The sequence below is a fragment of the Rhizobium pantanalense genome (assembly GCF_030182525.1).
GTDB lineage: Bacteria > Pseudomonadota > Alphaproteobacteria > Rhizobiales > Rhizobiaceae > Rhizobium.
In genome coordinates this window covers 258,296-281,951 of sequence record NZ_JAQJCH010000001.1, presented here as the reverse complement: position 1 = coordinate 281,951, position 23,656 = coordinate 258,296, and the positions used below count along the sequence as shown (strand labels likewise).

General features: G+C 60.4%; 28 protein-coding genes. 18 read left to right on the top strand and 10 right to left on the bottom strand.

Annotated features, from left to right (window positions below):
- The 3 genes from PH558_RS01345 to PH558_RS01335 all read left to right on the top strand — a co-directional run bounded on the left by PH558_RS01345 (position 1) and on the right by PH558_RS01335 (position 3,305).
- Complete coding sequence (locus PH558_RS01345; RefSeq protein WP_069611864.1) at positions 1–192, top strand: DUF1192 domain-containing protein; 192 nt, start codon at positions 1–3, stop codon at positions 190–192.
- A 384-nt stretch (positions 193–576) separates the two neighbouring features.
- The gene (rcdA, locus tag PH558_RS01340; protein ID WP_095435747.1) at positions 577–1,092 is read left to right on the top strand and encodes a protease adaptor protein RcdA; all 516 of its coding nucleotides are present in this window, start codon (positions 577–579) and stop codon (positions 1,090–1,092) included.
- Between the two features lie 275 nt (positions 1,093–1,367).
- Positions 1,368–3,305 carry an elongation factor G gene (locus tag PH558_RS01335; RefSeq protein WP_285201860.1) on the top strand — a complete coding sequence of 646 codons (1,938 nt, stop codon included), beginning with the start codon at positions 1,368–1,370 and terminating at the stop codon, positions 3,303–3,305.
- 73 nt (positions 3,306–3,378) lie between these two features.
- Here the strand turns inward: PH558_RS01335 and rpmE are convergent, their stop codons facing one another.
- Entirely contained in the window at positions 3,379–3,600 is a 222-nt protein-coding gene (gene rpmE / locus PH558_RS01330) for a 50S ribosomal protein L31 (RefSeq protein ID WP_034503571.1), read from the bottom strand.
- Positions 3,601–3,774: 174 nt separating this feature from the next.
- Between rpmE and PH558_RS01325 the strand changes: the two genes are divergently transcribed.
- The 4 genes from PH558_RS01325 to PH558_RS01310 all read left to right on the top strand — a co-directional run bounded on the left by PH558_RS01325 (position 3,775) and on the right by PH558_RS01310 (position 7,733).
- Positions 3,775–5,595: an ABC transporter transmembrane domain-containing protein gene (locus PH558_RS01325; RefSeq protein WP_483314126.1), complete on the top strand. Its 1,821-nt coding sequence runs from the start codon at positions 3,775–3,777 to the stop codon at positions 5,593–5,595.
- 108 nt (positions 5,596–5,703) lie between these two features.
- Positions 5,704–5,892: a YegP family protein gene (locus tag PH558_RS01320; protein ID WP_285201858.1), complete on the top strand. Its 189-nt coding sequence runs from the start codon at positions 5,704–5,706 to the stop codon at positions 5,890–5,892.
- A gap of 249 nt (positions 5,893–6,141) precedes the next feature.
- Entirely contained in the window at positions 6,142–6,480 is a 339-nt protein-coding gene (locus PH558_RS01315; RefSeq protein ID WP_095435751.1) for a YciI family protein, read from the top strand.
- A 5-nt stretch (positions 6,481–6,485) separates the two neighbouring features.
- A complete protein-coding gene (locus PH558_RS01310; RefSeq protein ID WP_285201857.1) occupies positions 6,486–7,733 on the top strand; it encodes an RNA polymerase sigma factor in 1,248 nt (415 codons plus the stop codon).
- Positions 7,734–7,737: 4 nt separating this feature from the next.
- Here PH558_RS01310 and PH558_RS01305 read toward each other — a convergent pair whose 3' ends face one another.
- The 5 genes from PH558_RS01305 to PH558_RS01285 form a co-directional block, all read right to left on the bottom strand.
- Entirely contained in the window at positions 7,738–8,769 is a 1,032-nt protein-coding gene (locus PH558_RS01305; RefSeq protein WP_285201856.1) for a peptidoglycan -binding protein, read from the bottom strand.
- Between the two features lie 3 nt (positions 8,770–8,772).
- Complete coding sequence (locus tag PH558_RS01300) at positions 8,773–9,816, bottom strand: flagellar motor protein MotA (RefSeq protein WP_095435754.1); 1,044 nt, start codon at positions 9,814–9,816, stop codon at positions 8,773–8,775.
- A gap of 135 nt (positions 9,817–9,951) precedes the next feature.
- Complete coding sequence (locus PH558_RS01295; protein ID WP_113408253.1) at positions 9,952–10,752, bottom strand: inositol monophosphatase family protein; 801 nt, start codon at positions 10,750–10,752, stop codon at positions 9,952–9,954.
- 192 nt (positions 10,753–10,944) lie between these two features.
- A complete protein-coding gene (locus tag PH558_RS01290; RefSeq protein ID WP_095435756.1) occupies positions 10,945–12,165 on the bottom strand; it encodes a tetratricopeptide repeat protein in 1,221 nt (406 codons plus the stop codon).
- Between the two features lie 9 nt (positions 12,166–12,174).
- Positions 12,175–12,828: a thiamine phosphate synthase gene (locus tag PH558_RS01285; RefSeq protein ID WP_095436354.1), complete on the bottom strand. Its 654-nt coding sequence runs from the start codon at positions 12,826–12,828 to the stop codon at positions 12,175–12,177.
- A 223-nt stretch (positions 12,829–13,051) separates the two neighbouring features.
- On the opposite strand from PH558_RS01285, the gene PH558_RS01280 reads away from it, so the two are divergent.
- Positions 13,052–13,312, top strand: coding sequence for an ArsR/SmtB family transcription factor (locus PH558_RS01280; RefSeq protein WP_015341040.1), 261 nt, complete (start codon positions 13,052–13,054; stop codon positions 13,310–13,312).
- 399 nt (positions 13,313–13,711) lie between these two features.
- Here the strand turns inward: PH558_RS01280 and PH558_RS01275 are convergent, their stop codons facing one another.
- Entirely contained in the window at positions 13,712–13,885 is a 174-nt protein-coding gene (locus tag PH558_RS01275; protein ID WP_069613224.1) for a YdcH family protein, read from the bottom strand.
- A 230-nt stretch (positions 13,886–14,115) separates the two neighbouring features.
- Between PH558_RS01275 and PH558_RS01270 the strand changes: the two genes are divergently transcribed.
- The 6 genes from PH558_RS01270 to PH558_RS01245 all read left to right on the top strand — a co-directional run bounded on the left by PH558_RS01270 (position 14,116) and on the right by PH558_RS01245 (position 18,036).
- A complete protein-coding gene (locus PH558_RS01270; RefSeq protein WP_015341042.1) occupies positions 14,116–14,319 on the top strand; it encodes a YdcH family protein in 204 nt (67 codons plus the stop codon).
- A gap of 19 nt (positions 14,320–14,338) precedes the next feature.
- Positions 14,339–14,833, top strand: coding sequence for a 5-(carboxyamino)imidazole ribonucleotide mutase (gene purE, locus PH558_RS01265; protein WP_069613329.1), 495 nt, complete (start codon positions 14,339–14,341; stop codon positions 14,831–14,833).
- On the top strand, positions 14,830–15,888 hold the full coding sequence (locus PH558_RS01260; RefSeq protein ID WP_113408255.1) for a 5-(carboxyamino)imidazole ribonucleotide synthase: 1,059 nt from the start codon (positions 14,830–14,832) through the stop codon (positions 15,886–15,888). The genes purE and PH558_RS01260 overlap by 4 nt, the downstream gene beginning before the upstream one ends.
- Before the next feature lie 153 nt (positions 15,889–16,041).
- Positions 16,042–16,167 (top strand): type B 50S ribosomal protein L36, encoded by a 126-nt coding sequence (gene ykgO / locus PH558_RS01255; protein ID WP_003582204.1) that lies wholly within the window; start codon positions 16,042–16,044, stop codon positions 16,165–16,167.
- A gap of 90 nt (positions 16,168–16,257) precedes the next feature.
- Positions 16,258–16,887, top strand: coding sequence for a tetratricopeptide repeat protein (locus PH558_RS01250; protein WP_285201854.1), 630 nt, complete (start codon positions 16,258–16,260; stop codon positions 16,885–16,887).
- Positions 16,888–16,986: 99 nt separating this feature from the next.
- Positions 16,987–18,036, top strand: a complete 1,050-nt coding sequence (locus tag PH558_RS01245; protein ID WP_285201853.1) for an alpha/beta fold hydrolase — start codon at positions 16,987–16,989, stop codon at positions 18,034–18,036.
- On the opposite strand, the gene PH558_RS01240 is transcribed toward PH558_RS01245, so the two are convergent.
- The gene (locus tag PH558_RS01240) at positions 18,015–18,956 is read right to left on the bottom strand and encodes a LysR substrate-binding domain-containing protein (protein ID WP_285201852.1); all 942 of its coding nucleotides are present in this window, start codon (positions 18,954–18,956) and stop codon (positions 18,015–18,017) included. The genes PH558_RS01245 and PH558_RS01240 overlap by 22 nt on opposite strands.
- A 112-nt stretch (positions 18,957–19,068) precedes the next feature.
- On the opposite strand from PH558_RS01240, the gene PH558_RS01235 reads away from it, so the two are divergent.
- From PH558_RS01235 to PH558_RS01220, 4 genes are all read left to right on the top strand, one after another.
- Positions 19,069–19,461, top strand: a complete 393-nt coding sequence (locus tag PH558_RS01235) for a tautomerase family protein (RefSeq protein WP_113408258.1) — start codon at positions 19,069–19,071, stop codon at positions 19,459–19,461.
- 5 nt (positions 19,462–19,466) lie between these two features.
- Complete coding sequence (locus tag PH558_RS01230) at positions 19,467–19,862, top strand: cupin domain-containing protein (protein ID WP_095435762.1); 396 nt, start codon at positions 19,467–19,469, stop codon at positions 19,860–19,862.
- A gap of 3 nt (positions 19,863–19,865) precedes the next feature.
- Positions 19,866–20,438, top strand: coding sequence for a DUF4865 family protein (locus PH558_RS01225; RefSeq protein ID WP_285201851.1), 573 nt, complete (start codon positions 19,866–19,868; stop codon positions 20,436–20,438).
- A gap of 88 nt (positions 20,439–20,526) precedes the next feature.
- Positions 20,527–21,498, top strand: coding sequence for a threonine ammonia-lyase (locus PH558_RS01220; RefSeq protein ID WP_285201850.1), 972 nt, complete (start codon positions 20,527–20,529; stop codon positions 21,496–21,498).
- Between the two features lie 4 nt (positions 21,499–21,502).
- On the opposite strand, the gene PH558_RS01215 is transcribed toward PH558_RS01220, so the two are convergent.
- Positions 21,503–22,138, bottom strand: a complete 636-nt coding sequence (locus PH558_RS01215) for a LysE family translocator (RefSeq protein WP_285201849.1) — start codon at positions 22,136–22,138, stop codon at positions 21,503–21,505.
- A 557-nt stretch (positions 22,139–22,695) separates the two neighbouring features.
- Positions 22,696–23,577 (bottom strand): NAD(P)-dependent oxidoreductase, encoded by an 882-nt coding sequence (locus PH558_RS01210; protein ID WP_285201848.1) that lies wholly within the window; start codon positions 23,575–23,577, stop codon positions 22,696–22,698.
- Between the last annotated feature and the right edge of the window lie 79 nt (positions 23,578–23,656).

The following is a 23,656-nucleotide window of genomic DNA, read 5'->3' as shown; positions in this document are numbered from 1 at the left end:
ATGAGCCTATTCGATGATGATCGTCCCAAGCAGCCGTCCGCCCACGAGATCGGCAGCGACCTGTCGTTGCTGTCGGTGGACGAGCTGAAAAGCCGCGTAGCATTGCTCCAGGGCGAGATAGCTCGACTGGAAGAGGAAATCGCCACCAAGACCTCCGGCCGAAAGGCAGCGGATAGTCTTTTCCGCTTCTGACGCACCGTTCCAAGGCGGCTTGCCATGGCACGAAATCCGCGCGGGGCAGTCCAGGATCAAGGCATGGTCAACTCAATATTAAGCTTTACGACATATTACTACGACCATCCAGATTCGCTCTGGACTCAGACAGTTCCTCCACTTGGCGAATTGGTCTGATTTTTCTCCCTGTTTTACCTTGAGAGCCGCTTTTGCGGCTCTTCTTTTTTGTCCTGTATCGCGGACCTCGCCGAAACTGTGGAGATTAACCCTTTCTTAAGAATCGCCTTGCGAATTTCAGTTAAAACAACCATCTTAAAGTCATAAAAGCGGATGCCGAAAGCTCTTAGGGACTTGACCGGCTTTTCCTGAACAAAAGTGTTGCGTGAAGCAGGGATTTATTCGATGTCGGAACTTGGGTTGAACACGATCAGCTTTGCTGGCCACGCCGCATCGTCGGCGCAGTTCAGGGCGCTTTATTCTGAAGGCATGTCGCTGGTCGAGGAAACCGCCGGTTATCTCGACGGCCAGGGCCGCGCCGCTTCCAAGGTTCTGCCGCGCATGGCTTCGGTGCTCTATGCCGCCGAATCCATGCGCCTGACGACCCGCCTCATGCAGATGGCCTCCTGGCTGCTGCTGCAGCGCGCCGTCAACAACGGCGAAATGTCGCGCGATCAGGTATTGGCCGAAAAGAACAAGGTTCGCCTCGACGGCTTCAACGTCGATCGCACCGCTCCGGGGTGGAATGACCTGCCGGAATCCTTCCGCGATCTCGTCGAGCGTTCGCTGCGCCTGCAAAACCGCGTCGCCATCCTCGATCGCGAGATCTATCGCCCGACGGAAACTGCCATCGTTCCGGACAACCAGAACAGCGTCAAGGCACAGCTGACCCTGCTGCAGACCGCATTTGGCGGCAACTGAGCTTCAGACAATCGACAATGAATTCAAACCGGCCGCGCCTGACGTGGCCGGTTTTGTTTTGAGCAATCATCCAGCCCTCCGAAAAGTCATGCGCAGAATTAGGTCTGAAGTTGAAGCCGGGCCAAACTTGACGGATTCCGTGAAACGTCTGTAAAAAAGAGTACCTGCTTCTCTCAAGGGAGCAGCAAGCCGATATCGAATGTGCGTGGAGGACCCAATGCGCCGACTCACTTCTCACGAAAATCAAATCCGAAATTCTGAGAAGATGATGAACCATGCGCACATTGAATCTGGGCATCCTCGCCCATGTAGACGCGGGCAAGACCAGCCTCACGGAACGGCTCCTTTTTGACACCGGCATAATCGACAAACTCGGCAGCGTCGACGCCGGCAGCACGCAGACTGATAGTCTCGAACTCGAAAGACAACGCGGCATCACCATCGCCGCGGCGGTGGTTTCCTTTACCATCGGTGATGTGATGGTGAACCTCATCGACACGCCGGGCCATCCGGACTTCATCGCCGAGATAGAACGGGTGTTGCAGTTGCTCGATGCGGCCGTGGTCGTCGTCTCGGCAGTCGAGGGCGTGCAGCCACAGACGCGCGTACTCGTCAAAGCATTGCGACGCCTCGGCATACCCTTCATATTCTTCATCAACAAGGTCGACCGCCTCGGCGCACGCTATGATGAGGTGCTTGAGGATATGGCGACCCAGCTGGCGGTGCGCCCCATTGCAATGTCGATCGTCCATGATGCCGGCAGCAGGCTCGCCACGGTGGAAACCGCCGATCTCGGAGGCGATCCGCATTTCTCGCGCCTGTGCGAAGCACTTTCAATCAACGACGAGGCTTTGCTGGAAGATTATGTTCTGGCTCCCGAGCGCCTGACACGACAGAGGCTGGAGCAGGCCCTTGTCGATCAGGTGGCGAAGTCTCTCATTCATCCCGCATTCGCCGGCGCGGCAACGCGCGGCCTCGGCATCCCTGCCCTGATTTCGGCGGTCCAGACTTTGCTGCCCAGCCGTCAGCCGAACCATGACTGTCCGGTTTCAGGAACAATCTTCAAAATCGAACGCGGATGGGGTGGCGAGAAACTCGCCTATCTCTATCTGGCCTCCGGCAAGGTCGGCCTTCGCGACGATATCGAGACTGCGAACGGACCGGCAAAGATCAGTAGCCTCCAGCTCTTCCGGGATGGCAGGGCCGGCAAGGTCTCACAGATCAGCGCCGGCCAGATCGCCAAAGTCGGCGGCCTCCCGAATGCCCGTATCGGAGATTGGATCGGCACCGAACGCCCACCAGGCACGCTTCGCCACTTCACGCCGCCGACCTTGGAAACCCGCATTCGCGCCATGCGCCCTTCGGAAAGCGCGGCACTCTGGCTGGCTCTGACGCAACTCGCTGAACAGGATCCGCTGATCAACCTGCGTGCCAATGAAGAAACAGGCGACATATATATTTCGCTCTATGGCGAAGTGCAGAAGGAGGTCATCCAGGCAACCCTCTCGAGCGAGTTCGGCCTGGGTATAACTTTTGAGGAAAGCACCGTCATCTATGTCGAGAGGCTGGCTGGAACGGGAAGCGCGATCGAGCTGATATTCAAGGAGCCCAATCCGTTTCTCGCAACAGTCGGCTTGCGCGTCGAGCCGCGGCCGGAAGGCGCCGGCAACAGCTTTGCCCTGGAAGTGGATGTCGGCCAGATGCCCGCAAGCTTCTATCGGGCTGTCGAGGAAGCCACGTTCGAAACGCTGAGGGAAGGTCTTTTCGGTTGGCAGATCATCGACTGCCATGTCGCCATGACAGCGGCGCGGCAAAGTTCGCCGGCGAGCACGGCGGTGGATTTCCGCAAGCTGACGCCCCTGGTGCTCGCATCCGCGCTTTCATCGGCACAAACGATCGTCTGCGAACCCATCGAGCATTTTCACGTCGAGATACCGGCAACGGCGTTGGCTGGCCTGCACAGCCTGCTCGCAAAATCCGGCGCATCGATGAGAAGATCGTTGATCGACGGTGGTGTCGCCTGGCTAGAAGGCACGGTGGCATCATCGATGATCCAGACGATCCAAAGGCAATTGCCAGGGTTGTCGGGCGGAGCCGGCGTTCTGGAGCACGCCTTCGATCACTATGCACCCCTATCGGGTCTGCACTACGTGCGCGAGCGCGCAGCGGCAAATCCGTTCGACCGTGCCGATTACCTGCGGCATGTGCGATGAAGGCGCGGCTCTGTATCAACGCAAAAAAGCCCGGCAAAACCGGGCTCTTTTCAAGCGGCAAATCGCAATGCGATTAGATGCCGAGACCGCCGAAGCGCTTGTTGAATTTCGAAACGCGGCCGGCACGGTCCATCATCTGCTGGTTGCCGCCGGTCCAAGCCGGATGGGACTTGGAGTCGATTTCGAGGTTCATGACAGCGCCTTCAGAACCCCAGGTCGAGCGGGTTTCATATTCGGTGCCGTCGGTCATGACCACCTTGATGGTGTGGTAGTCGGGATGGATGTTGGCCTTCATAACAATCTTCCTGTCATGCCAGGGTCCATTTGTCGCAAGGCATTGCGGCAACCGAACCGATTGAATAAATGAAGCCGCAGTCCGTTAAAGGCCACGGCTTCCAATTAAGATGGCGTGCCTATACATGAAGGCAGCGGCGATAACAAGGGGCGAAACGCCGAGTCCCTTGCTGATATGGGGATTGGAGACGACTTGTCAGAGACTGGCCAGGCTGAGGAAAAGAAAAACCGTTCGATCCGTCCTCTCGGACGACTGGCGCCATACCTCAGGCGATATCGGGGCATGGCGGCAGGCGCGGTCATATCGCTCGTCATCGCTGCCGTTACCTCGCTCGCCTTGCCGGTCGCTGTCCGCCGCATGATCGATCACGGCTTCGATCAGGCCGACCGTGGACTGATCGACAGCTATTTCATTGCGATCCTGGGCATGGCCCTGGTGCTCGCCGCGGCGAGCGCGCTGCGTTATTATTTCGTCATCTCCATCGGCGAGCGTATCGTCTCCGACATGCGCCGCGAAGTCTTCGATCACGTCACGCGGCTGTCGCCCTCTTTCTTCGACGTCAATCAATCCGGCGAGATCGTCTCGCGGCTGACGGCTGACACGACTCAGATCAAGTCCGCGGTCGGCGCCACCGCATCCGTCGCGCTGCGCAACCTCATCCTCTGTCTCGGCGCCGTGATCATGATGATCGTTACCAGTCCGAAGCTCTCGAGCATCGTGCTGATCGCGATCCCGATCATCGTCCTGCCACTGGTCAGTTTCGGCCGATCCGTACGCAAGCGCTCGCGAGCCGCGCAGGAAACACTGGCGCAGGCGTCGGCCTATGCCAACGAGACCATCGCGGCCAACCGCACCATTCAGGCCTATAATGGCGAGGACGCCGCGACACAGCGCTATGGCAGCGCCGTCGAGGATGCCTATCAAGCGGCACGCGCCGCGATCAAATCCCGCTCGCTGCTGACGGGCTTTGCGATTGCCATGGTCTTCGGCAGCATCGTCGCGGTTCTCTGGGTCGGTGCGCAAAATGTTCTCGCCGGCACGATGTCTGCCGGCACGCTCGGCCAGTTCCTCCTCTATTCGGTCATCGCCGGCTCTTCGCTGGGCTCGCTGTCGGAAGTCTGGGGCGAGCTTTCCCAGGCCGCAGGCGCTGCCGACCGCCTGGGCGAGCTGCTTGCTGAAGTATCCCCTATCGCCGCCCCCGCCAATCCCCTGCCCTTGCCGCAGCCGCCGCAGGGCCGCGTGGAATTCTCCGATGTCCACTTCTCCTACCCTTCACGACCGAATAGATCGGCGCTGCATGGGCTCTCCTTCTCCGTGAAGCCGGGGGAGACGGTCGCGATCGTCGGCGCGTCGGGTGCCGGCAAGAGCACCATCTTTTCGCTGCTGCTGCGCTTCTACGATCCGCAGAAGGGCCGGGTTGCCCTGGATGGTGTCGATGCGCGCGATGTGCTGCCGGATGCCCTGCGTGAACGCATAGCCATCGTTCCTCAGGACACCACGATCTTTGCCGCCTCCATTCATGACAATATCGCCTTCGGCCGCCCGGGCGCCTCACGCGACGAAGTCCGCGCCGCCGCGATCGCCGCGCAGGCGGACGAATTCATTTCGCGCCTCGAAATGGGCTATGATACGCAGGTCGGCGAGCGCGGTGTCACCCTTTCAGGCGGCCAGCGCCAGCGCGTCGCCATTGCCCGCGCCATCCTGAAGAATGCGCCAATCCTGCTGCTCGATGAAGCGACCTCCGCTCTCGATGCCGAGAGCGAGACGCTCGTTCAGAAGGCGCTGGAGGGCTTGATGGAGGCACGCACGACCCTGGTCATCGCCCATCGCCTGGCGACCGTGCTCAAGGCCGACCGCATTCTGGTGCTGGATCAGGGCCGCATTGTCGAAGAAGGCACGCATCAGAGCCTGATCCGCCACGGCGGTATTTATGCGAAGCTCGCGCGCCTGCAATTCGATGCCGGCATCGAAGAACATATGCTCATCGCGAAATAGCGATAACCGGGCAAGTCGCGTCAAATACAACCTTGTGGAAATAGTTTCAAAGTTGAGCTAGATTTTCGGCGTTATCCCGCGCTGACGCGATTCTAGGAGACGAGAACCATGTATAAATTTGAAGTCTACAAGGACAAGGCTGGCGAGTTTCGCTTTCGCTTCAAGGCCTCGAACGGCGAAACCATGTTCGGTTCGGAAGGCTATAAGGCGAAGGCCTCGGCCCTGCATGCCATCGAATCGATCAAGGCTCACGTCGGCGGCGCCGTCATCGAGGACCAGACGACCGCAACCGCATAATTCTCGCGTCACGCACTCGCTGCAAAGCCATTAACGGCCGGCTGCCTTCCAGGCATGCTGGCCGTTTTGATTTTTTGGCCACGAATTTCAAAAAAACCTTTCCGCGAGTGTCGAATTCGCGCGAGCTCACGGCTCATTATATCGAAGCGGCAGGAAGCCGTTTTGCCGACGGTGTTGTATATTCCGGCATTCAGCTTTGCAGGCGACGCCGTCCGGCCATCGTCAAACTGCAAATGGGAGATCTGTCTCATGCAATATGCTTTGATCATCCGTGAATCAGTCGAGGATTTTGGGCGTCGTGCCGATCCGACCTATAAGAACGGCTGGATCGCCTACACGCAGGCACTGATCCAGGCCGGCATCATGACCGGAGGCGCGGGATTGACGGCGCCAGAGACAGCAACAGTGGTCCGTCGCCAGGGCGAGGACCATGAGGTAAAGGACGGTCCCTTCCCTGACGGTAAGGAGCAGCTTGGCGGCTTCTACCTGATCGATGTGCCGGATCTCGATGCCGCGCTGGAATGGGCGCTGCGCGTACCGATCTCCCAGCAAGGTTCGGTCGAGATACGGCCGCGATTGCAGATGTAGCCATCATGGAGTTGGATGCCGGACGCGCCGCCGAGCAAACGGCGCGTCAATCCTACGGCAAGCTGATCGCCTTTCTCGCCGCACGCTTCCGCGATGTGCCGGCGGCCGAGGATGCTTTGTCGGATGCGATCGCGGCAGCGCTGAGTACCTGGCCGAAACGTGGCATCCCCGACAATCCGGAAGCCTGGCTGCTGGTTGCAGCCAAGCGTAACCTCCTTCGCCGGGTCAGGCACGAGAACGTCAGGGCCGGAGCGCGCGACAGGATCATGATGGCCTTCGAGGAAGCGGAGGAACGCATGAATGCCGACAATTCCACCTTTCCGGATGAGCGCTTGAAGCTCCTCTTCGTCTGCGCCCATCCGGCGTTGGATTGCTCGGCTCACGCCCCTCTAATGCTGCAATCCGTGCTGGCGGTCGATGCCGCAACCATAGCCAAAGCCTTCCTCGTTTCGCCACAAGCCATGAGCCAGCGGCTAGTGCGAGCGAAAATCAAGATCCGTGACGCACATATTCCCTTTATCGTTCCGGACCGGTCCGTGTTGCCGGATCGATTGGAAAGCGTGCTCTCAGCGATATATGCCGCCTACGGCCTCGGCTGGGACGGCGTCGACGGAGAGATGGGCAAGCAACGATCCCTGGCGGATGAGGCCATCTGGCTCGGACGCACGTTGCTTGCGACCCTGCCCGAGGAACCGGAGGCAGCGGGCTTGTTGTCGCTGATGCTCTACAGCCAATCCCGTCATGGAGCCCGGCGCGACGCGAATGGACGATATGTTCCTCTCGACCAGCAGGACATGGCCCTGTGGGATGCCGAAATGATCCTGGAAGCCGATAATCTATTACGAAAGGCTGGCACATTCGGGCGGTTCGGTCCGTTCCAGTGCCAAGCTGCAATCCAATCCGTGCATGCCGACCGGCGACGCTCCGGCATGACCGACTGGGCAGCTCTGGCCAAACTCTATGAAGCGCTTGTGATCATGAAGCCGACGGCCGGCGCGCGCGTCAGCCACGCGGCCGTAGTTGGCAAAGTGGAAGGTCCGGCTGCCGGATTGGCTCTCCTTGACCGGATAGCCGAGCGCGAGATCGTCAACTATCAACCCTCTTGGGCCGTGCGGGCTCACCTGCTGACCGAAGCGGGAGATGCGGAAGGCGCCTCCAATGCCTATCGGACCGCGATCGGCCTCAGCGACAGCGAAGCCGTGCGGCAATTCCTGCAAGCACGCCTCGATAGTATCGCATCGCCGGAGCGATGATCGCTTACTTCTCTGTTAGCTTCAGCTCGATGCGGCGGTTGGTGGCGCGGGCATCCGGCGTATCGCCCGGTGCGATCGGCTGGAATTCGCCAAAACCGGCGGCAACCAGCCTGTCAGCGGGGACGCCCTGCGAGATCAGGAACTTGACCACCGCAATGGCGCGTGCCGATGACAGCGCCCAGTTGTCCGGGTAACGGCCATTGCCGGAAAGCGGCACATTGTCCGTATGCCCGTCGACGCGCAGCACCCAGTTGATTTCTGGCGGAATTTCCTTGGAAAGATCGATGAGAGCTGTGGCAAGCTTCGTCATCTCCGCCTGACCCGCCGGATTGAGATCGGCCGCACCGGACGGGAAGAGCACTTCGGACTGGAACACGAAGCGGTCACCGACGATGCGGATATTATCGCGGTCGGAAAGAATTTCGCGCAAGCGGCCGAAGAAGTCGGAGCGATAGCGGTTCAGCTCCTGCACGCGCTGCGCTAGTGCCACATTCAGCCGTCGGCCGAGATCGGCAATCTTCACCTGTGATGACTGATCCTTGGCTTCCGATGCCTGAAGGGCAGCTTCGATAGCGGCGATCTGACTGCGCAAGGCTGCAATCTGCTGATTGAGCAGATCGACCTGGCTCATTGCGCGCGCGCTCACCTGCTTCTGCTCGTCAAGTTCCTGCGAAAGCGAGCCGACCCGCTTTTCCGCAGCCTGGCTGCTGCCGGAGCCTGCTGCGAGCAAGGCCTGCAGCCGCGAGCGCTCAGTCTCCGCCGACGACAGCGACGCCTGCAGATTGGCGACGGCATCTTCCAGATCCTGCTTGCCGCCCTTCTCCAGCGCCAGTTGCTGCACCAGATCGTTGATGCGGCTGTTGAGGCGATTGAGCACCTCGTCGCGGCCGGAAATCTCACGGCTGAGAATGAATTGGCCGACGACGAATACCGTCAGCAGGAACATGATCGCCATTAACAGCGTGGACAGCGCATCGACAAAGCCTGGCCAGTAGTCGACACTTCTCTGGTGGCGTCGGTTGCGGGCGAGCGCCATGGCTTACTTGCTCCCGGTCTTCTCTGTATGGCTGATCCGGTCGGCGAGGCGGTCGAGCGTGCGACGCATCGATTTGGCTTCTTCCTGCTGCGCCTCGATCCAATCGCGCAGCATCTGCTGCTCGTTGCGCATGTTCTTGACCAAGCCCTGAATGCCTTCGGCAAGGTTTGCCATGGCCGTCACAGAACGCTGGCCGCCGCCCTCCTCGGCGATCTTGCGCAGATAGTCCGATAGCGCCCGCACATCCTCCGAAGAGGCGCCGGTCGCGCCTTCGATGACCGGGGCGATGTCGGAGCCGACGTCGGTGACGGAAGAAAGCCAATTTTCAAGTTCGGTATAGAAGCGGTTCTGCGCACGGCCGGCCTGCAGGTCGAGGAAGCCGAGGATCAGCGAGCCGGAAAGGCCGAGCAGCGAGGAGGAGAAGGCCGTGCCCATACCCACGAGCGGGCCGGAAAGACCTGATTTCAGGGCGCTCAGAATATCGCCGGTGTCGCCGGCGCCGGCATCGAGGCCTTGGATGACGTCGTTGATAGAGCCGATCGTGCCGATCAGACCCCAGAAAGTGCCGAGCAGACCGAGAAAGACGAGAAGGCCGATAAGATAGCGCGAGGTATCGCGCGATTCGTCGAGGCGGGTGGCAATCGAATCGAGGATCGAGCGCAGGGTCGCCGTGGAAAGCTGCATGGCACGGCGGTTGCCGAGCAGCGCCCGCATCGGTGCCAGCAGCCGCGGATTGCGGCCAACCTTGTCCGCATTGCCGACGGCACGGAAATGATTGAACCAGCGAACCTCCGGCCTCAGCATCAGCACATGATTGAAGACCAGGAGGATGCCGACGACCAAAACGCCGACGATCAGGCCATTGAGGCCGGGATTGTGCAGAAAGGCGACCTGCGCCTGGCGGAAAAGGATTGCCACGATGAAGCCGACGATGACCAGGAAAAGAACCATGGTCCAGAAGAAAGCCATCGGGCTTGAAAGCTTATAGGCGTAATTTCCCGATACGTTGTCGGTCGATCCGAGATCCGACAGATTCACATTTTCCATCACACGCTCCGACACCGCATCTTCCGCAGGCGGAGACTAGAGCAACATTGTGCCGAATTGAAGAGACGGAAAGCACAAAACAGTCCGTTGGCAACAGGCTGTTTTGTCATTCGAAAAAGCGAATGGGGGAATGGCTTACTTCGTCGGGATCGGTCGCTTAACTACTTCGGCGAGTGCTTTCTGGATATGCTCGTTGCCGCAGATGATCGAACTGGTGCCGAGCATGTCGGTGCCGCCCTGGAAATCCGAGACGAAACCGCCGGCTTCCCGGATCAGCAGAATGCCGGCTGCGATATCCCAGGGAGACAGCCCGGTTTCCCAGAAGCCGTCGAAGCGGCCGGCAGCGACATAGGCAAGATCGAGCGATGCGGAACCGAGACGGCGCACACCGGCAACCTCGCCCATGACATGACGCAGCTCGACGAGGAACTTGCCGTGATTGCCGCGGCCGAGATGCGGAACGCCGCAGCCGATGACGCTATCCGACAGCACGCGGCGCGAGGCGACGCGCAGGCGGCGATCGTTGAGGAAAGCGCCGCCGCCGCGTTCGGTCGTATAGAGTTCGTCCGTCGCCGGATTGAAGATGACTCCGGCGACGATCTCGTCGTTGCGCTCGAGCGCGATCGAAACGGCGAACATCGGAATGCCGTGCAGGAAGTTGGTGGTGCCGTCGAGCGGATCGACGATCCAGCGATGGGCGCCATCCGTGCCCTTGACCTCTTCGCTTTCCTCGCCGAGAAAACCATACGTGGGACGAGCCTTCATCAGCTCGTCGCGGATGATCTTCTGCGCCTTCAGATCCGCCTGGCTGACGAAATCGCCCGGTCCCTTCACCGAAACCTGCAGGTTCTGCACTTCGCCGAAATCGCGGCTGAGCGACTTGCCTGCCTTGAGGGCAGCCTGAACCATGACATTGAGAAGAGCAGAACGGGCCATCGGGTTTCCTTGGATAATGCAGAAAGCGCTGACCGGGCCCGAAAGCAGGCCCCGACGGAGCGGGAGCGTCAGCGGAAATAAAAGATTGGCGGCCTCAAGACCATAAAATTGCGGGAATTTCAAGTGGTGAGGCCACGGCAGACGCAAACTGACCTCAGATCAGCTCCGCCAGGGCTCGATCCGGCACCTTTATTATCGCGCGCGCCGATACTTGTTGGCTGCATCGATGGCCGCCTTCTGCTGATAGTCCTCGATCCCTTGATAGAAATCCTCGAGCTCGGGGTCTTTCAGGCCGGCACGGCGGGAAATGACATACCAGGTGGCGGCAGCCACCGGATCCTGCTTCGTGCCGATGGCGTTGATATAGAGATGTGCCAGCTTGTTTTGCGCAACGACGTTGCCGCGATAGGCTGCAACCCGCATCCAGTTGAAGCCGTTCTCGAGATCCTGTGCGCCGCCGGTGCCGTTGATCAGCCAGATGCCCATATCGAGCTGGGCGGTATCGAAGCCTGCATTGGCGGCACGCGACAGCCACTCCCGTGCACGCGCTTTCTTTTCCGGCGGCAGATCGGGAAGGTTGAGATAGAGCTGCGACACGGCATATTGCGCGTCGGCGATGCCCTGCTCGGCGGATTTCTCATAATAGGGAAGCGCCATCTGCAGGCCCTTGGGGCCTGGATTTTCGGCCGTCAGCATCTGAGCTACGTTGAATTCCGCCGAAGGTTGACCTGCATCGGCCGCCTTCTTCATCCAGTCGTCGGCCTTCTTCTGATCGCGGGGCACATCGCGCCCTTCCATCAGGATCAGCGCGTATTTGAACATCGCCGTGGGATCGCCGCCCTCGGCCGCCTTGCTGTACCAGAAGGCGGCGTCCTTTGTGTCGCGTTTAACGCCCAGGCCCTGTGCCATCAGCTCAGCGATCAAGGTCTGTGCGGCCGGATCACCAAGCTGCGCCCGCGGCAATGCTTTTTGGAAGGCGGTCAGGTAATAGCCGCGCTGGAAGGCACCATAAGCATCGTCCACCTTGCCGGTGAAAGGCTTTTCCGGCGGCAGGTCGGGCAAGTTTGCCCCCATGCGCTCGAAAACCCCGACACCCTGGGATGGCTTGATGTCGCTGTCAGCTTTCGGCTCCGCGCCCGGCTGGATCTTTTCGGTCTTGAAGGTGCCGGCATCGGCGCCTAGAGGCCGCGTCATGACATTGTCGTTGTGCTGCGGTGCAGCCGGCACGGTTGTGTCGTCGTCGGATTGTGCATTGTCATCGGGACGTGCACCCTTCTCCGCCGGCTGCGAAACACCGGGCAGCGACGTATCACTGTTGCCTGACTGCGCTGCGGCCAGCAACGGAAATGCCGCGAGCCCGGCTGCAAGCACGGCAAGGAAGGATCGATGGCGGAATCGAGGCGCTGACGACATGAATCGCTATCAATCCTCAAACCGTGGCGCTTTTTCGTCCAGAAGCGCATTCACTTCGGCGACGATGGAGGGGGCTGCCGCAGGGTCGGCAAAAACCGCCTGATGCAGCGCGACGAACTCGGCACCCGTCAGGGCCACCTCCAGCGCCGACTTCGGATCGGTGCCGCCCATGACGATGCAGGGGATTTCGATCATCGAGGCCCACCATTCGCCAAGCGCCAGGTTCTTCGGATGCGCCTCCGGCTTGATGTCGCCGTCAAGCTTGCCGAAGAAGATATAGTCCGGCCTGAGCTCGCCCACCTCCAGCGCGCTATGCCTGTCGGCAGCGCTGCCGCCGCCGACGATCAGCTTCGGCACGAATTTTTCGACGGCTTCGGTAAGCTCGGTGATATTGCCGGCGATATGCAGCCCATCGGCCTTGGCACGGCCCGCGACGCGGCTGTCCCCGGCAATGAGCGCTGCCGCTCCTGCGGCCTGAATGACCGGCACCAGCTTTTCCGCATGTTTCTGGAAGGTGCTGTCATCGAGACCATACTGGGGAATGATCACAGAGGCGACGTCTCCGCCCCTCAAGGCATCGGCCACCGCCTTCGCTCGCTGCTCGATATCGGCAATATCGGGAACGATGAGAACGAGGCGGCAACGATCTTCGGGCACGGTCATGCGAGCTTCCATGGTTTCGGCTTCCATCGTCAGCGATGGCGCACCGTTTCGATAATCGTGAGTAAATCCGTTAGCTCTCTCTGACAAGGGGCAGCGGCCGAAACCGGCAATTCGCAGCAGAGGACACTCACGACGCGAACCTTCGCAAGCGACCATTCTCACAATATATCATGCAGCGCACAATTAACTTGCCGCCCTTTGGCGTTTGACGTAGCTTTCGCCCATGTCGACCATGGACCCTTTCGCAGCCATCGCGGATCCGAACCGGCGTCATCTGCTGGAGGAATTGCGCCGCGCACCCAAGACGGTCAACGAACTGGCGCAGGGCCTGCCAATCAGCCGCCCGGCTGTCTCGCAGCATCTCAAGGCGCTGCTCGACAGCAACCTCGTTTCCGTCACCAATGAAGGCACGAAACGCATATACGCGGTCAACAGCCGCGGCTTCGACAAGCTGAACCTATGGCTGGATCAGTTCTGGTCCTGAAAAGCCCTTCGCTTTCGCGGCATTTGGCAGCCGGCGGCGGCAACCATGACAGCACGAACGGCGGTTTTGGCCTGCCGCCCTGGAGCTAAGCCAGCGATAGAAACGACATGACTTCCGGATGGGCCAGCGGCGTGACGAAACTGGCATCGTCGCGACGTGCCATCAAAACCCGGCCACCTTCGATGAATGAGGACTACAACGAGCCGAGAGTCGTCAGCGACGACATTTGTTGCATAAAATGGGGAAAATTGCGCCAACCCCTACTTTCGACGCTATGACGCTGGCGCATCCGTTTTGACGGAAATGCTCATCGATCCTGGCTGGAAATTGCCTCAAGACCTTTCGATCTGCCTCTCTTGCCCCTAAGATCGATGGCTTTTTGAACTTTGGAACGTTGCCTCAGTGAACGGAGGAACGCAGACGCTGGATTTCGTCCTTGACGCGCAGTTTCCTGCGTTTGATGTCGGCTATTTCCGTATCATTGCTAGAGGGAGATGACATTGCCGCATGGAGCGCCTCCTCGAGCGCGACATGTTTCTTTTCGAGCGATTCAAGATGAGCTTGAACAGTCATATGACCCTTCCTTCCTCTTAAGAGCCCTGACCATCCATTCGCCAAGGCTCTAGGTGTCAACCTTTTCACTGTGCCATAAGATCGTGCCTTTGTCGAAGGCGAAAACGTGGCCCATAGGCGGCAAATTCGTGATGAAGGATAACTTCCCGTTATCGCCATTTGGTGATAGGAGCTTGCGGAATTCAGGAGGCGGAACGAATGCGATTCCGCGATATGCTGGGGAAATGAACATGGCCGATCAGGAACAGGCGGAAATCAGGCTGATCGTGGCGCGTTTGCGCCAGGAACACGAGGATTATGATGCCGCAATCAATGCCATGATCGAGACGGGCTGCGACGCCCTTCGCATCCAGCGCATGAAGAAGAAGAAGCTCGTCATCAAGGACAAGCTGACCAAGCTGGAAGACCAGATCATCCCCGATATCATAGCCTGAGGAGCACAAAGCAACGATGATGACCGAAAGACCGCCTGTCGCCATCATCATGGGAAGCCAGTCCGACTGGGAGACCATGAAGAATGCCGCGGACACCTTGGAAGCGCTCGAAATCACCTATGATGCGCGCATCATTTCCGCTCATCGTACGCCGGACAGGCTGGTGAACTTCGCCAAGGGCGCAAAGGACGAGGGCTTCAAGGTCATCATCGCCGGCGCCGGCGGCGCGGCACACCTGCCGGGCATGGCGGCTTCCATGACGCCGCTGCCGGTCTTCGGCGTGCCGGTGCAATCCCGCGCGCTCTCCGGCCAGGACAGTCTTCTCTCGATCGTGCAGATGCCGGCCGGCATTCCCGTCGGCACGCTCGCGATCGGCAAGGCCGGCGCGGTCAACGCTGCCCTTCTTGCTGCCGCCGTCCTGGCGCTTGGCGACGAAGAGATCGCCGACCGGCTCGACGAATGGCGAGCACGTCAGAGCGCGGCAGTTGCCGAATATCCGATGGACGACCTATGAACGTGAAGACGATCGGCATCATCGGCGGCGGCCAGCTCGGCCGCATGCTGGCCATGGCGGCCGCACGCCTGAATTTCCGCACCATCATTCTCGAGCCGCAGGCGGATTGCCCGGCCGCCCATGTCGCCAACGCGCAGATTGCCGCTGCCTATGACGATGCGGCCGCACTTGCCGAGCTGGCGAAGCGCTGCGATGTCGTGACCTATGAGTTCGAGAACGTGCCCGTGACCGCCGCCGAGGATCTCGCCCTGCAGGTAACGGTCTATCCGCCGCCCAAGGCGCTTGAAATGGCGCAGGACCGGCTGACCGAAAAGAGCTTCATCAATGGCTGCGGCATTCCGACCGCCCGCTTCCAAGCCGTCGACAGCCAGACCGATCTCGAAAAGGCGCTCGCCGATTTCGGCGGCCAAGGCGTGCTGAAGACCCGTCGTCTCGGCTATGACGGCAAAGGGCAGCGCGTCTATCGCTCCGCTGCCGACAGCGCCGAGGGCGGCTATGCAGCCCTGGGCAGCGTGCCGCTGATTCTGGAAAGCTTCGTATCCTTCGAGCGTGAAATCTCGATCATCGCCGCCCGAGGCAGCGACGGGAAAGTCGCCTGCTACGATCCAGCGGAGAACGTCCATCGCAACGGCATTCTCCACACCTCGACGCTGCCGGCGAGCATTTCCGCGCAGACGGCCGCGGTCGCGCGCAACGCTGCGGAGAAGATATTGACGGCGCTTGGTTATGTCGGCGTCATCGGCATCGAGTTCTTCGTGCTTGCCGATGGCAGCCTAATCGCCAATGAAATGGCGCCGCGCGTCCACAATTCCGGCCATTGGACGGAAGCCGCCTGCGTCATCTCGCAATTCGAGCAGCATATCCGTGCCGTCGCCGGCCTGCCGCTCGGAAATCCTCAGCGCCATTCGGATTGTGTCATGACGAATCTGATCGGCGACGACATTCTGGCATTGCCGGAATGGCTGCGCCTTGACGACACGCTCGTGCATCTCTACGGCAAGACCGAAGCCCGGCCGGGCCGCAAGATGGGCCATGTCACACAGCTTCTGCGCTGAGATCAGCGGGAAAAAGCCCCTGACATGGTTGACAGGCCCAGTATGACAGGGTATTTGCTCCCCACCCTAAAGAGCGCGCCCTGAGCGCGCTTTTGATTGTTAAAAGACCCGGGCGAATGTGACATTCCCCCTCAGAGATCGCGGATCAGAAAAATGAAGATCAAGAATTCGCTCAAGTCGCTCAAGGCGCGCCATCGTGACAACCGTCTCGTCCGCCGCAAGGGCCGCATTTACATCATCAACAAGCTGAACCCGCGCTACAAGGCTCGTCAGGGCTGATACAGCGCCCGGCTCCGGTCCCATGGATCGGGCCTCAGTTTTAGTTGATCGCATCAAATTTGTTTTGATCTTCGACATTGGCGGGCTACTATGCCCGCCATGCGCGTTTTTGCTTTGTCATATCTAGCCCTGCCGATTCTGTTTGCTCTGACTGCCTCTGCACCCCATGCGGCGCTGGCTGATGAGCCGAACCCTGTGGAAAAGCAGAATCCGGGCGAATTCTCCGGCACCCTGTCGCCCAAGCAGCAGCTCGACAATCTGTTCATAGCGCTCAGGCGGCAGCGTGATCCTGACCAGGCAAGCTTGATTGCGGATCAGATCAGTGCCGAGCTCAGCGATTCCGGCAGCGCCACCATCAATCTCCTGATGCAATGGGCCGACAAGGCCATTCAGGAAAAGCGCAATGCCGCCGCGATGGATTATCTCGATCAGGTGATCTCGCTGAAGCCCGACTATGTCGAAGGCTGGAATCGCCGCGCCACGCTCAATTTTGCGATCGGCGACTATCGCAAGTCGATGGAAGACATCAATCAGGTCTTGCGCATCGAGCCGCGCCATTTCGGCGCGCTGGCCGGCATGGCGGCGATGCTGACCGAGCGCGGCAACGACGCACAGGCTCTGAAGGTCTGGGACCGCTTTCTGGAAGTCTACCCGGCGAATCGATCGGCCCAGGAGGAAGCGGGCAAGCTCTCGGAAAAACTTGCCGGCAGCCGCACCTGATTATATGCGGCGGTCTCACGGCCGAAATCGCATTTGGAGGGATGAAAAGCCGCAATATCGCGCTAGATTAGCGTCTTAAGATATTTGATCCGTGCCGCAATGATCGATTCTCTGTTCGCCGTCATCGTTCTCCTTATCGTTTTCGCCGCAGGCTTTTCCGCGTACAAGACCCGTGCCATCGAGCAGGCCTATCCCAATATCGGCGAGCTTACCGATATCGGCGGCTATCGCCTCAATGCCGTCCATCTGCCGCGTCCCACAACCGCGGACCTACCTGCGCTGGTCTTCATCCACGGTGCCAGCGGCAATCTGCGCGATCAGTTCGCAGCCTTCGCAGCGCCCTTAAGCGGCCGCGCCGAAATGCTGTTCGTCGATCGTCCCGGCCACGGCTATTCCGAACGCGGGACCGCCGAAAACGCCCTTCCCTCCGGTCAGGCCGACGCCATCGCCCAGCTAATGGACAAGCGCGGCATCAAGAGCGCCATCATCGTCGGCCACTCGTTCGGCGGCGCGATTGCGGCCGCCTTTGGCATGCGCCATCCCGAAAGAACCGAGGGCCTGCTCTTTCTCGCGCCGGCAACACACCCCTGGTCCGGCGGCGTCGACTGGTACTATACGCTTGCCGCCACGCCCGTCTTCGGCTGGCTCTTTACGCAGATCTTCGTTATCCCGCTCGGCTTGCGCCGGGTCGAAACTGGCACGCTCAGCATCTTCCGCCCGAATGCGCGGCCGGCCGATTATATAATGAAGACGGCACCGGAGCTGGTGCTGCGGCCGCAAACCTTCCGCAACAACGCGATCGACGTGGTCAATCTCTTTGCCTATGTCTCGGCCCATGCGCCGCGCTACAGCGAGATCAAGGCACCCACGATCATCATCACCGGCGACAGCGACGATGTCGTGCTGGAGGAGTTGCACTCACGTGGACTTGCCCGGGATATCGTGGGCGCCGAACTCGTCACCATTCGCAATCTCGGCCACAAGCCGGATTATGTAACGACGGATGTCGCGATCGCCGCCATGGAACGGCTGGCAGGCCAGCCGCGCGATCTGCAAGTGCTTGCCGCACAGGCGGAAATCCGCATCAGCAGCCTCGGCAGCGAAGTTTCCGAGCGACAGCCCTCCTCTCAGGCCATGACGACATCATGACCAGGCGCATCCTCGAATATGCGGCTATGCGGCACTGTCCCGATGGTCTGCCGCACTGCCTGCAGCATGATGGAGGCCAGCCGCTCCGTTGCCGGGCTCCCCTCTGTCTCAGCACGATGCAGCACGAGATCGAGCGTCGGCAAAGACGGTAAGCCCGCCTCATCCGGCGTCAATTGTCGTACCTTTGGCGGCAGGCCGAGCGGTGTGCGCAGTGTCAGGCCAAGACCCGCCGCCGTCGCCGCCCAAAGCCCCCCAAGACTCGGGCTGACGAAGGATATCCGCCAGCCGATACCGGCGCGATCGAGTGTCTTCGTGGCGATGTTGCGTAGCAGGCATGGCGCCTCAAGCGAAGCCAGAGGCATGACCTCGCCGCTATCGGCATGCCAGTGCAGGACGCCATTGGCCGGACCGACCCAGCAGAGCGGCACTTCCGCAATACGATCGGTATAGGCCGTGCGAAAGCCATCGCTCCAGGCAAGCGCCAGATCGAGCTTGCCTGACGTCACCCGCTCAACAAGTTCCGCATTGCGCACGACACGCGCCTCAATACGCACCTTGGGATGCGCGCGGGCGAAACGACCCAATACATCCGGCAGCAGTGTCTCGCCGAAATCCTCCTGCAAGCCGAGCCGCACCCAGCCCTCAAGCTCCGTCCCATGCAGCGCCGTGGCCGCCTCGTCGTTGAGATCCAGCAGCCGCCGGGCATAGCCAAGCATCCTCTCGCCGGCCTCCGTCAGTGCCAGCCCCCGCCCCGCCTTACGGAAGATCGGCGTGCCCGCCTGCTCCTCTAGCTTCTTCAGCTGGGCGCTGATGGCGGAGGTCGATCGCCCGAGCCTGTCGGCCGCCTTGGCATAGCTGCCAAGATCCATGCCGGTAACGAAGCTGCGCAGCACATCGAGATCGAAGATGACTTTTCGCATGGATAACCATCCATATTTTTGGGACTGTATATCCAGAATTATCTGATTTTCAGGATGATTATCCGCTGGCATTCTATGATCGTCAAGTGACACCGAAACAGGAGCGATCCCCATGCCATTCACCCGCATCACCCTTCAACGCGGCAAGTCGCCGGAATATCTCAAGGCACTTTCGGATAATTTCCACCGCGCTCTGGTCGAAGCCTTCGAGGTGCCGCCGACCGATCGCTTCCAGTCCATTCATCAGCTGGAGCCGCATGAGCTCATCTTCGATCGCACCTATTTCGCCAGCAAGCCACGTTCGGACGATTACGTTTTCTTCGACGTCACGATCGGCAAGCCGCGCAGTACCGAAGTCAAGAAGGCTTTCTATCGCCGGGTCGCCGAACTTCTTGCCGATTCGGCCGGTATCCGTCCCGAGGACATCATGATCACCATCACGACGGCGACACGCGAGGATTGGTCCTTTTCGGACGGCATCGCGCAAATGATCGAACAGGCTTGAGAGCCATGCCTCAGACCACATCTACCCCATCGCCCGCCATCCATCGCGCCGGCACGAATATGCGGCCGTCACCCGAGGGCATCGCCACGGCCTCCTTCCTGGTGGAGTCGCTGGTCGAGAACGTTGAAAACGGCGGCCTCACAGCCATGCGCTGCGAACTCGAACCAGGCGTCATGACGCGCTGGCATACGCATCCGCACGGGCAGGTCCTTTACGTTCTGTCCGGCGTCGGACTTGCCGAACGTTTCGGCGGCCCGGCCGAGGAACTCCGCGCCGGCGATTGCATCAGCTTCGCCCCGAACGAGCGCCACCGGCATGGCGCGGGCCTGGAGAACGCCTTCTCCTATATCAGCATCCAGGCGGCGGAGAATGGAAGCGCCGTGACCTGGCTGGAGGAATGATCCATGATCGCTATGCAATATAACTTCCCCCTCCCCGCGGATTACGACATGGCGATCATCGATCGCCGTATCCGTGAAAAAGGTCCCCTGCTCGACAATCTCCCGGGCCTCAAGTTGAAAGCCTACTTGACGGCGAGAAAGGGCGATGCCGTCACGGGGAGCCGGCAGAATTTCTACTCGCCCTTCTACGTCTGGCAGCAGGAGGAGGGCCTTAGCGACTTCGTATGTGGCCCAGGCTTCCAAGCCTTGGCGGAGAATTTCGGCCACCCTCAGGTCAACACCTGGATCGCCTGGCACGCCGAAACATCTGCGGGCATCCGCCGCGCCAAATTCGCGACACGCGAGGTGGTCGCAATCGATGCCGGAACCTCGCTCGCCGAGCTCCGCGCGAGCGAAACTGAAGCGGCGACGCAAGCTCTCTCGCACAGCGAAGCACTGGCCTCGGTCGCCGCCTTCGAGCCCACCCACTGGACGCTGGTGCGCTTCCGCCTCTTGGCCGAGCCGCCAAAAGATCCGGCCCGGCCAGGGGTTCAGACCTACGATGTCGGGCATCTTTCGCTGCCTGGCATCGCCTGAAGTGTCACGGAGACAATCTCGTTGTTTTAAAGGAAGGACGGGCGCTTTATGGAGGGAAAGCCTTTCTAATCAGAAGAGTGATCCTTCCATGGTCGATATCGCAATGATCGAAGCCGCCCGCACTCGCCTCGGCGGCCGAGCGCGCCGCACGCCGCTGCTCTCCTCGCCCTTTCTCGATGAAATCGCAGGGCGACGCCTGTTCGTGAAAGCCGAGTGCCTGCAGCACTCCGGCTCCTTCAAGTTCCGCGGCGGCTGGTCGGCGGTTTCAGCGCTGGAGCCGTCCGTACGCGCCAGAGGCGTCATCGCCTTCTCCTCCGGCAATCACGCGCAAGGCGTGGCATTGGCGGCAAAGCTGCACGGCGTTCCCTCTGTCATCATCATGCCGACCGATGCGCCGAAGCTGAAGATCGCCAATACCCGTGCCTTTGGCGCCGAGGTCGTGCTCTATGATCGCGTGAAGGAAGATCGCGACGAGATCGGCGCCCGCATTTCCAAGGAGCGCGGCCTGACACTCATCAAGCCCTTCGACGAACCGCAGGTGATCGCCGGCCAGGGAACGACCGGGCTAGAAATCGCCGAACAGGCTGCCGAGGAAGGCATCGAAGATGCAAACGTACTGGTTCCTTGTGGCGGTGGCGGGTTAACCTCGGGTATCGCACTCGCGCTCGAATCCCGCGCGCCGGGTTTCAAAGTACGCCCGTGCGAACCGGAAAATTTCGACGACACCGCCCGTTCGCTGGTTTCGGGTAAGATCGAGCGTAATGCCGCCCTACAGGGCTCGATCTGCGACGCCATTATCAGCCCCCGGCCGGGCGATATCACTTTTCCAATCATGAAGCGTCTTTGCGGCCCCGGCCTTGTCGTGACCGATGAGGAAGCACAGAAGGCCATGGCTCTTGCCTTCACCCGTTTGAAGATCGTCGTGGAACCAGGCGGCGCCGTCGCGCTTGCTGCGGCACTCTTCCACGGCAGGCACATCGACGGCGATACTGTGATCGCCGTCACCTCAGGTGGCAATGTCGACAGGGAAGTCTTCGAGGCGGCGTTAAGCCGCCACTAGGTCTTTAATTCACGGCGCGACGATAGAGCGCCAGCGACCCGGCGAGAGCCAGCAGCGCGCCGCCACAGGCACGCTCGAGCCATTTCGCCCCTTCCGACTTCAGGACGCGGACCGCCTGCGAACCGAAGACCGCATAGCCGAACATGATCATAAAATCGAGCGCGGCGAAGATTGCGCCGAGGACGATATATTGCTGAATCTGCGGCGCTGAGGGATCGATGAACTGCGGCAGAAAGGCCGAGAAGAAGAGATAGCCCTTAGGGTTGGTCACGGCGACCATGAAACTCTTGAGGCCGATAGAGAAAGCGGTTCCCTTCGATTGACTCGCGCTCGCCTGCAATGCGCCGTCGATGCTCCCCTTCGAGCGCAGCATCATAATGCCGAGAAAGGCGAGATAGGCCGCGCCGACCCATTTCAGGGCCGAAAACCAGAACTCGGAAGCCGCCAGCAGGGCGCCAAGCCCGATGGCAACCGCGCTGATCAGCACTGCATCGGAAAGAACGGCCCCGATCATGCCCGGCAAGGCGCGCCTGACGCCGAAGCGCGAACCATTGGTCAGCGCCAGCAGCACAGTCGGCCCCGGCGTCGCGATACCGATGAAGGAAACAGCCGCGAAGGCGAGCAGCGTGGTCAGATGCATGAGGGTCCCTCCTCTGGAAGGGAGGAAGGTTGCATGTGGGAAGGTGGTTAGCAAGGGGCTTGGTGGAGGCATTCAGTCTGCCGCACCTATGATAACCCCCTCTGTCACTTCGTGACATCTCCCCCACAAAGGAGGGAGGGAGATTGGTAACTCGTGGCACCGGCACGCCTCAAGCGAATATTGGATGCGCAGAAACCACAGTTCACCTGTGAAAGGAACGGGCGACAAACTCCCAACGATCTCCCCCTTGCGGGCAGGGGTATCGCATATGAACTGAAATCGCAGCTGACCCCTTCTCCCCAGCGGGGAGAAGGTGCCGCCAGGCGGATGAGGGGGTGCCCGCCAAGACTACGAAAATCCATGAATTCAAATCGATAGCCCCCTCATCCGACCCTTCGGGCCACCTTCTCCCCGCGGGGGAGAAGGAATTTCCGGTGCCGAGCCACCCCATATGCGATACCCCTGCCCTTGTGGGGGAGATGTCAGCAAAGCTGACAGAGGGGGTATGCACCCTCCACAAACTCGATCAGCTATGGGTAAATCTCCCATCCCCCGAACTACCCCACCAACCCCGCATCCTTCGCCGCCAGCGCGCCAATCGCCGACCAGTCCAGTTCCTCGCCGCCATGCGCCAGCAGGTTGAGGAACCGATCACGCAGCAGGCTTGCCAATGGCAGCGGCACGTTCAGCGCTTCGCCGGCAGCCAATGCCAGCCGAATATCCTTCTGGCCGAGCGGCGCGGTGAAACCCGCCGGCTTGAACTTGCGATCCGCGATCAGCCCGCCATAGGTCTTGTAGACAGGCGCGTTGAAAAGCGTCGAGGTCAAGAGATCGAGATAGGCATGTCGGTCGACGCCGCCCTTCTCGACCAGCGCCATGGCCTCGCCAAGAGACTCGATAACCGAAGCGATGAGGAAATTGCCGCTGAGCTTGACGAGATTGGCCGCCTTCGGCTCCTCGCCGAGAACGAAGGTGCGCTGACCGATGGCGTCGAAGAGCGGCGTGACCGACTGGATGGCGTCTGGCGCACCCGCAGCGGCAACGAAGAGCTTTGCCGCAGCCGCCGCTTCCGGGCGACCGAAGACGGGAGCGGCAACGAAGCGCTGGCCCGCCGCGGCATGCTCTTTAGTAAGCCGCTCGGACATGGCGACGCTGATTGTGCTTGCAGAGATATGGACTGCACCCTTGCCAAAGCTTGCCAAAACGCCGCCATCGCCATGGACGATGGCCGATAGCGCATCGTCATGCGCGAGCATGGTGAAGACAGCCTCGCCGCCGCAGGCTTCCGCAACGGTCGTCGCAACCTTGGCGCCCTCGCGGGCCAGAACCTCGGCCTTGTCGCGCGAACGATTGTAGACGGTCACCTCATGCCCGGCCTTGATGAGATTGGTGGCCATGGCGCTGCCCATCTGGCCCAATCCGATAAATCCGACTTTCATTGGCATATCTCCTTCTCAATTCGCCTACTTGGGGATTGCAGGCCCTTCGGCTTCAAGAAAAAACCCGCCGTCTTTCGAC

Bases quoted from the DNA above. Each gene is read 5' to 3' on its own strand.
- PH558_RS01345 (WP_069611864.1), top strand. From the start codon at position 1: ATGAGCCTATTCGATGATGATCGTCCCAAGCAGCCGTCCGCCCACGAG.
- rcdA (WP_095435747.1), top strand. From the start codon at position 577: ATGTCGGAACTTGGGTTGAACACGATCAGCTTTGCTGGCCACGCCGCA.
- PH558_RS01335 (WP_285201860.1), top strand. From the start codon at position 1,368: ATGCGCACATTGAATCTGGGCATCCTCGCCCATGTAGACGCGGGCAAG.
- rpmE (WP_034503571.1), bottom strand. From the start codon at position 3,600: ATGAAGGCCAACATCCATCCCGACTACCACACCATCAAGGTGGTCATG.
- PH558_RS01325 (WP_483314126.1), top strand. From the start codon at position 3,775: ATGGGGATTGGAGACGACTTGTCAGAGACTGGCCAGGCTGAGGAAAAG.
- PH558_RS01320 (WP_285201858.1), top strand. From the start codon at position 5,704: ATGTATAAATTTGAAGTCTACAAGGACAAGGCTGGCGAGTTTCGCTTT.
- PH558_RS01315 (WP_095435751.1), top strand. From the start codon at position 6,142: ATGCAATATGCTTTGATCATCCGTGAATCAGTCGAGGATTTTGGGCGT.
- PH558_RS01310 (WP_285201857.1), top strand. From the start codon at position 6,486: ATGGAGTTGGATGCCGGACGCGCCGCCGAGCAAACGGCGCGTCAATCC.
- PH558_RS01305 (WP_285201856.1), bottom strand. From the start codon at position 8,769: ATGGCGCTCGCCCGCAACCGACGCCACCAGAGAAGTGTCGACTACTGG.
- PH558_RS01300 (WP_095435754.1), bottom strand. From the start codon at position 9,816: ATGGAAAATGTGAATCTGTCGGATCTCGGATCGACCGACAACGTATCG.
- PH558_RS01295 (WP_113408253.1), bottom strand. From the start codon at position 10,752: ATGGCCCGTTCTGCTCTTCTCAATGTCATGGTTCAGGCTGCCCTCAAG.
- PH558_RS01290 (WP_095435756.1), bottom strand. From the start codon at position 12,165: ATGTCGTCAGCGCCTCGATTCCGCCATCGATCCTTCCTTGCCGTGCTT.
- PH558_RS01285 (WP_095436354.1), bottom strand. From the start codon at position 12,828: ATGACCGTGCCCGAAGATCGTTGCCGCCTCGTTCTCATCGTTCCCGAT.
- PH558_RS01280 (WP_015341040.1), top strand. From the start codon at position 13,052: ATGTCGACCATGGACCCTTTCGCAGCCATCGCGGATCCGAACCGGCGT.
- PH558_RS01275 (WP_069613224.1), bottom strand. From the start codon at position 13,885: ATGACTGTTCAAGCTCATCTTGAATCGCTCGAAAAGAAACATGTCGCG.
- PH558_RS01270 (WP_015341042.1), top strand. From the start codon at position 14,116: ATGGCCGATCAGGAACAGGCGGAAATCAGGCTGATCGTGGCGCGTTTG.
- purE (WP_069613329.1), top strand. From the start codon at position 14,339: ATGACCGAAAGACCGCCTGTCGCCATCATCATGGGAAGCCAGTCCGAC.
- PH558_RS01260 (WP_113408255.1), top strand. From the start codon at position 14,830: ATGAACGTGAAGACGATCGGCATCATCGGCGGCGGCCAGCTCGGCCGC.
- ykgO (WP_003582204.1), top strand. From the start codon at position 16,042: ATGAAGATCAAGAATTCGCTCAAGTCGCTCAAGGCGCGCCATCGTGAC.
- PH558_RS01250 (WP_285201854.1), top strand. From the start codon at position 16,258: ATGCCCGCCATGCGCGTTTTTGCTTTGTCATATCTAGCCCTGCCGATT.
- PH558_RS01245 (WP_285201853.1), top strand. From the start codon at position 16,987: ATGATCGATTCTCTGTTCGCCGTCATCGTTCTCCTTATCGTTTTCGCC.
- PH558_RS01240 (WP_285201852.1), bottom strand. From the start codon at position 18,956: ATGCGAAAAGTCATCTTCGATCTCGATGTGCTGCGCAGCTTCGTTACC.
- PH558_RS01235 (WP_113408258.1), top strand. From the start codon at position 19,069: ATGCCATTCACCCGCATCACCCTTCAACGCGGCAAGTCGCCGGAATAT.
- PH558_RS01230 (WP_095435762.1), top strand. From the start codon at position 19,467: ATGCCTCAGACCACATCTACCCCATCGCCCGCCATCCATCGCGCCGGC.
- PH558_RS01225 (WP_285201851.1), top strand. From the start codon at position 19,866: ATGATCGCTATGCAATATAACTTCCCCCTCCCCGCGGATTACGACATG.
- PH558_RS01220 (WP_285201850.1), top strand. From the start codon at position 20,527: ATGGTCGATATCGCAATGATCGAAGCCGCCCGCACTCGCCTCGGCGGC.
- PH558_RS01215 (WP_285201849.1), bottom strand. From the start codon at position 22,138: ATGCATCTGACCACGCTGCTCGCCTTCGCGGCTGTTTCCTTCATCGGT.
- PH558_RS01210 (WP_285201848.1), bottom strand. From the start codon at position 23,577: ATGAAAGTCGGATTTATCGGATTGGGCCAGATGGGCAGCGCCATGGCC.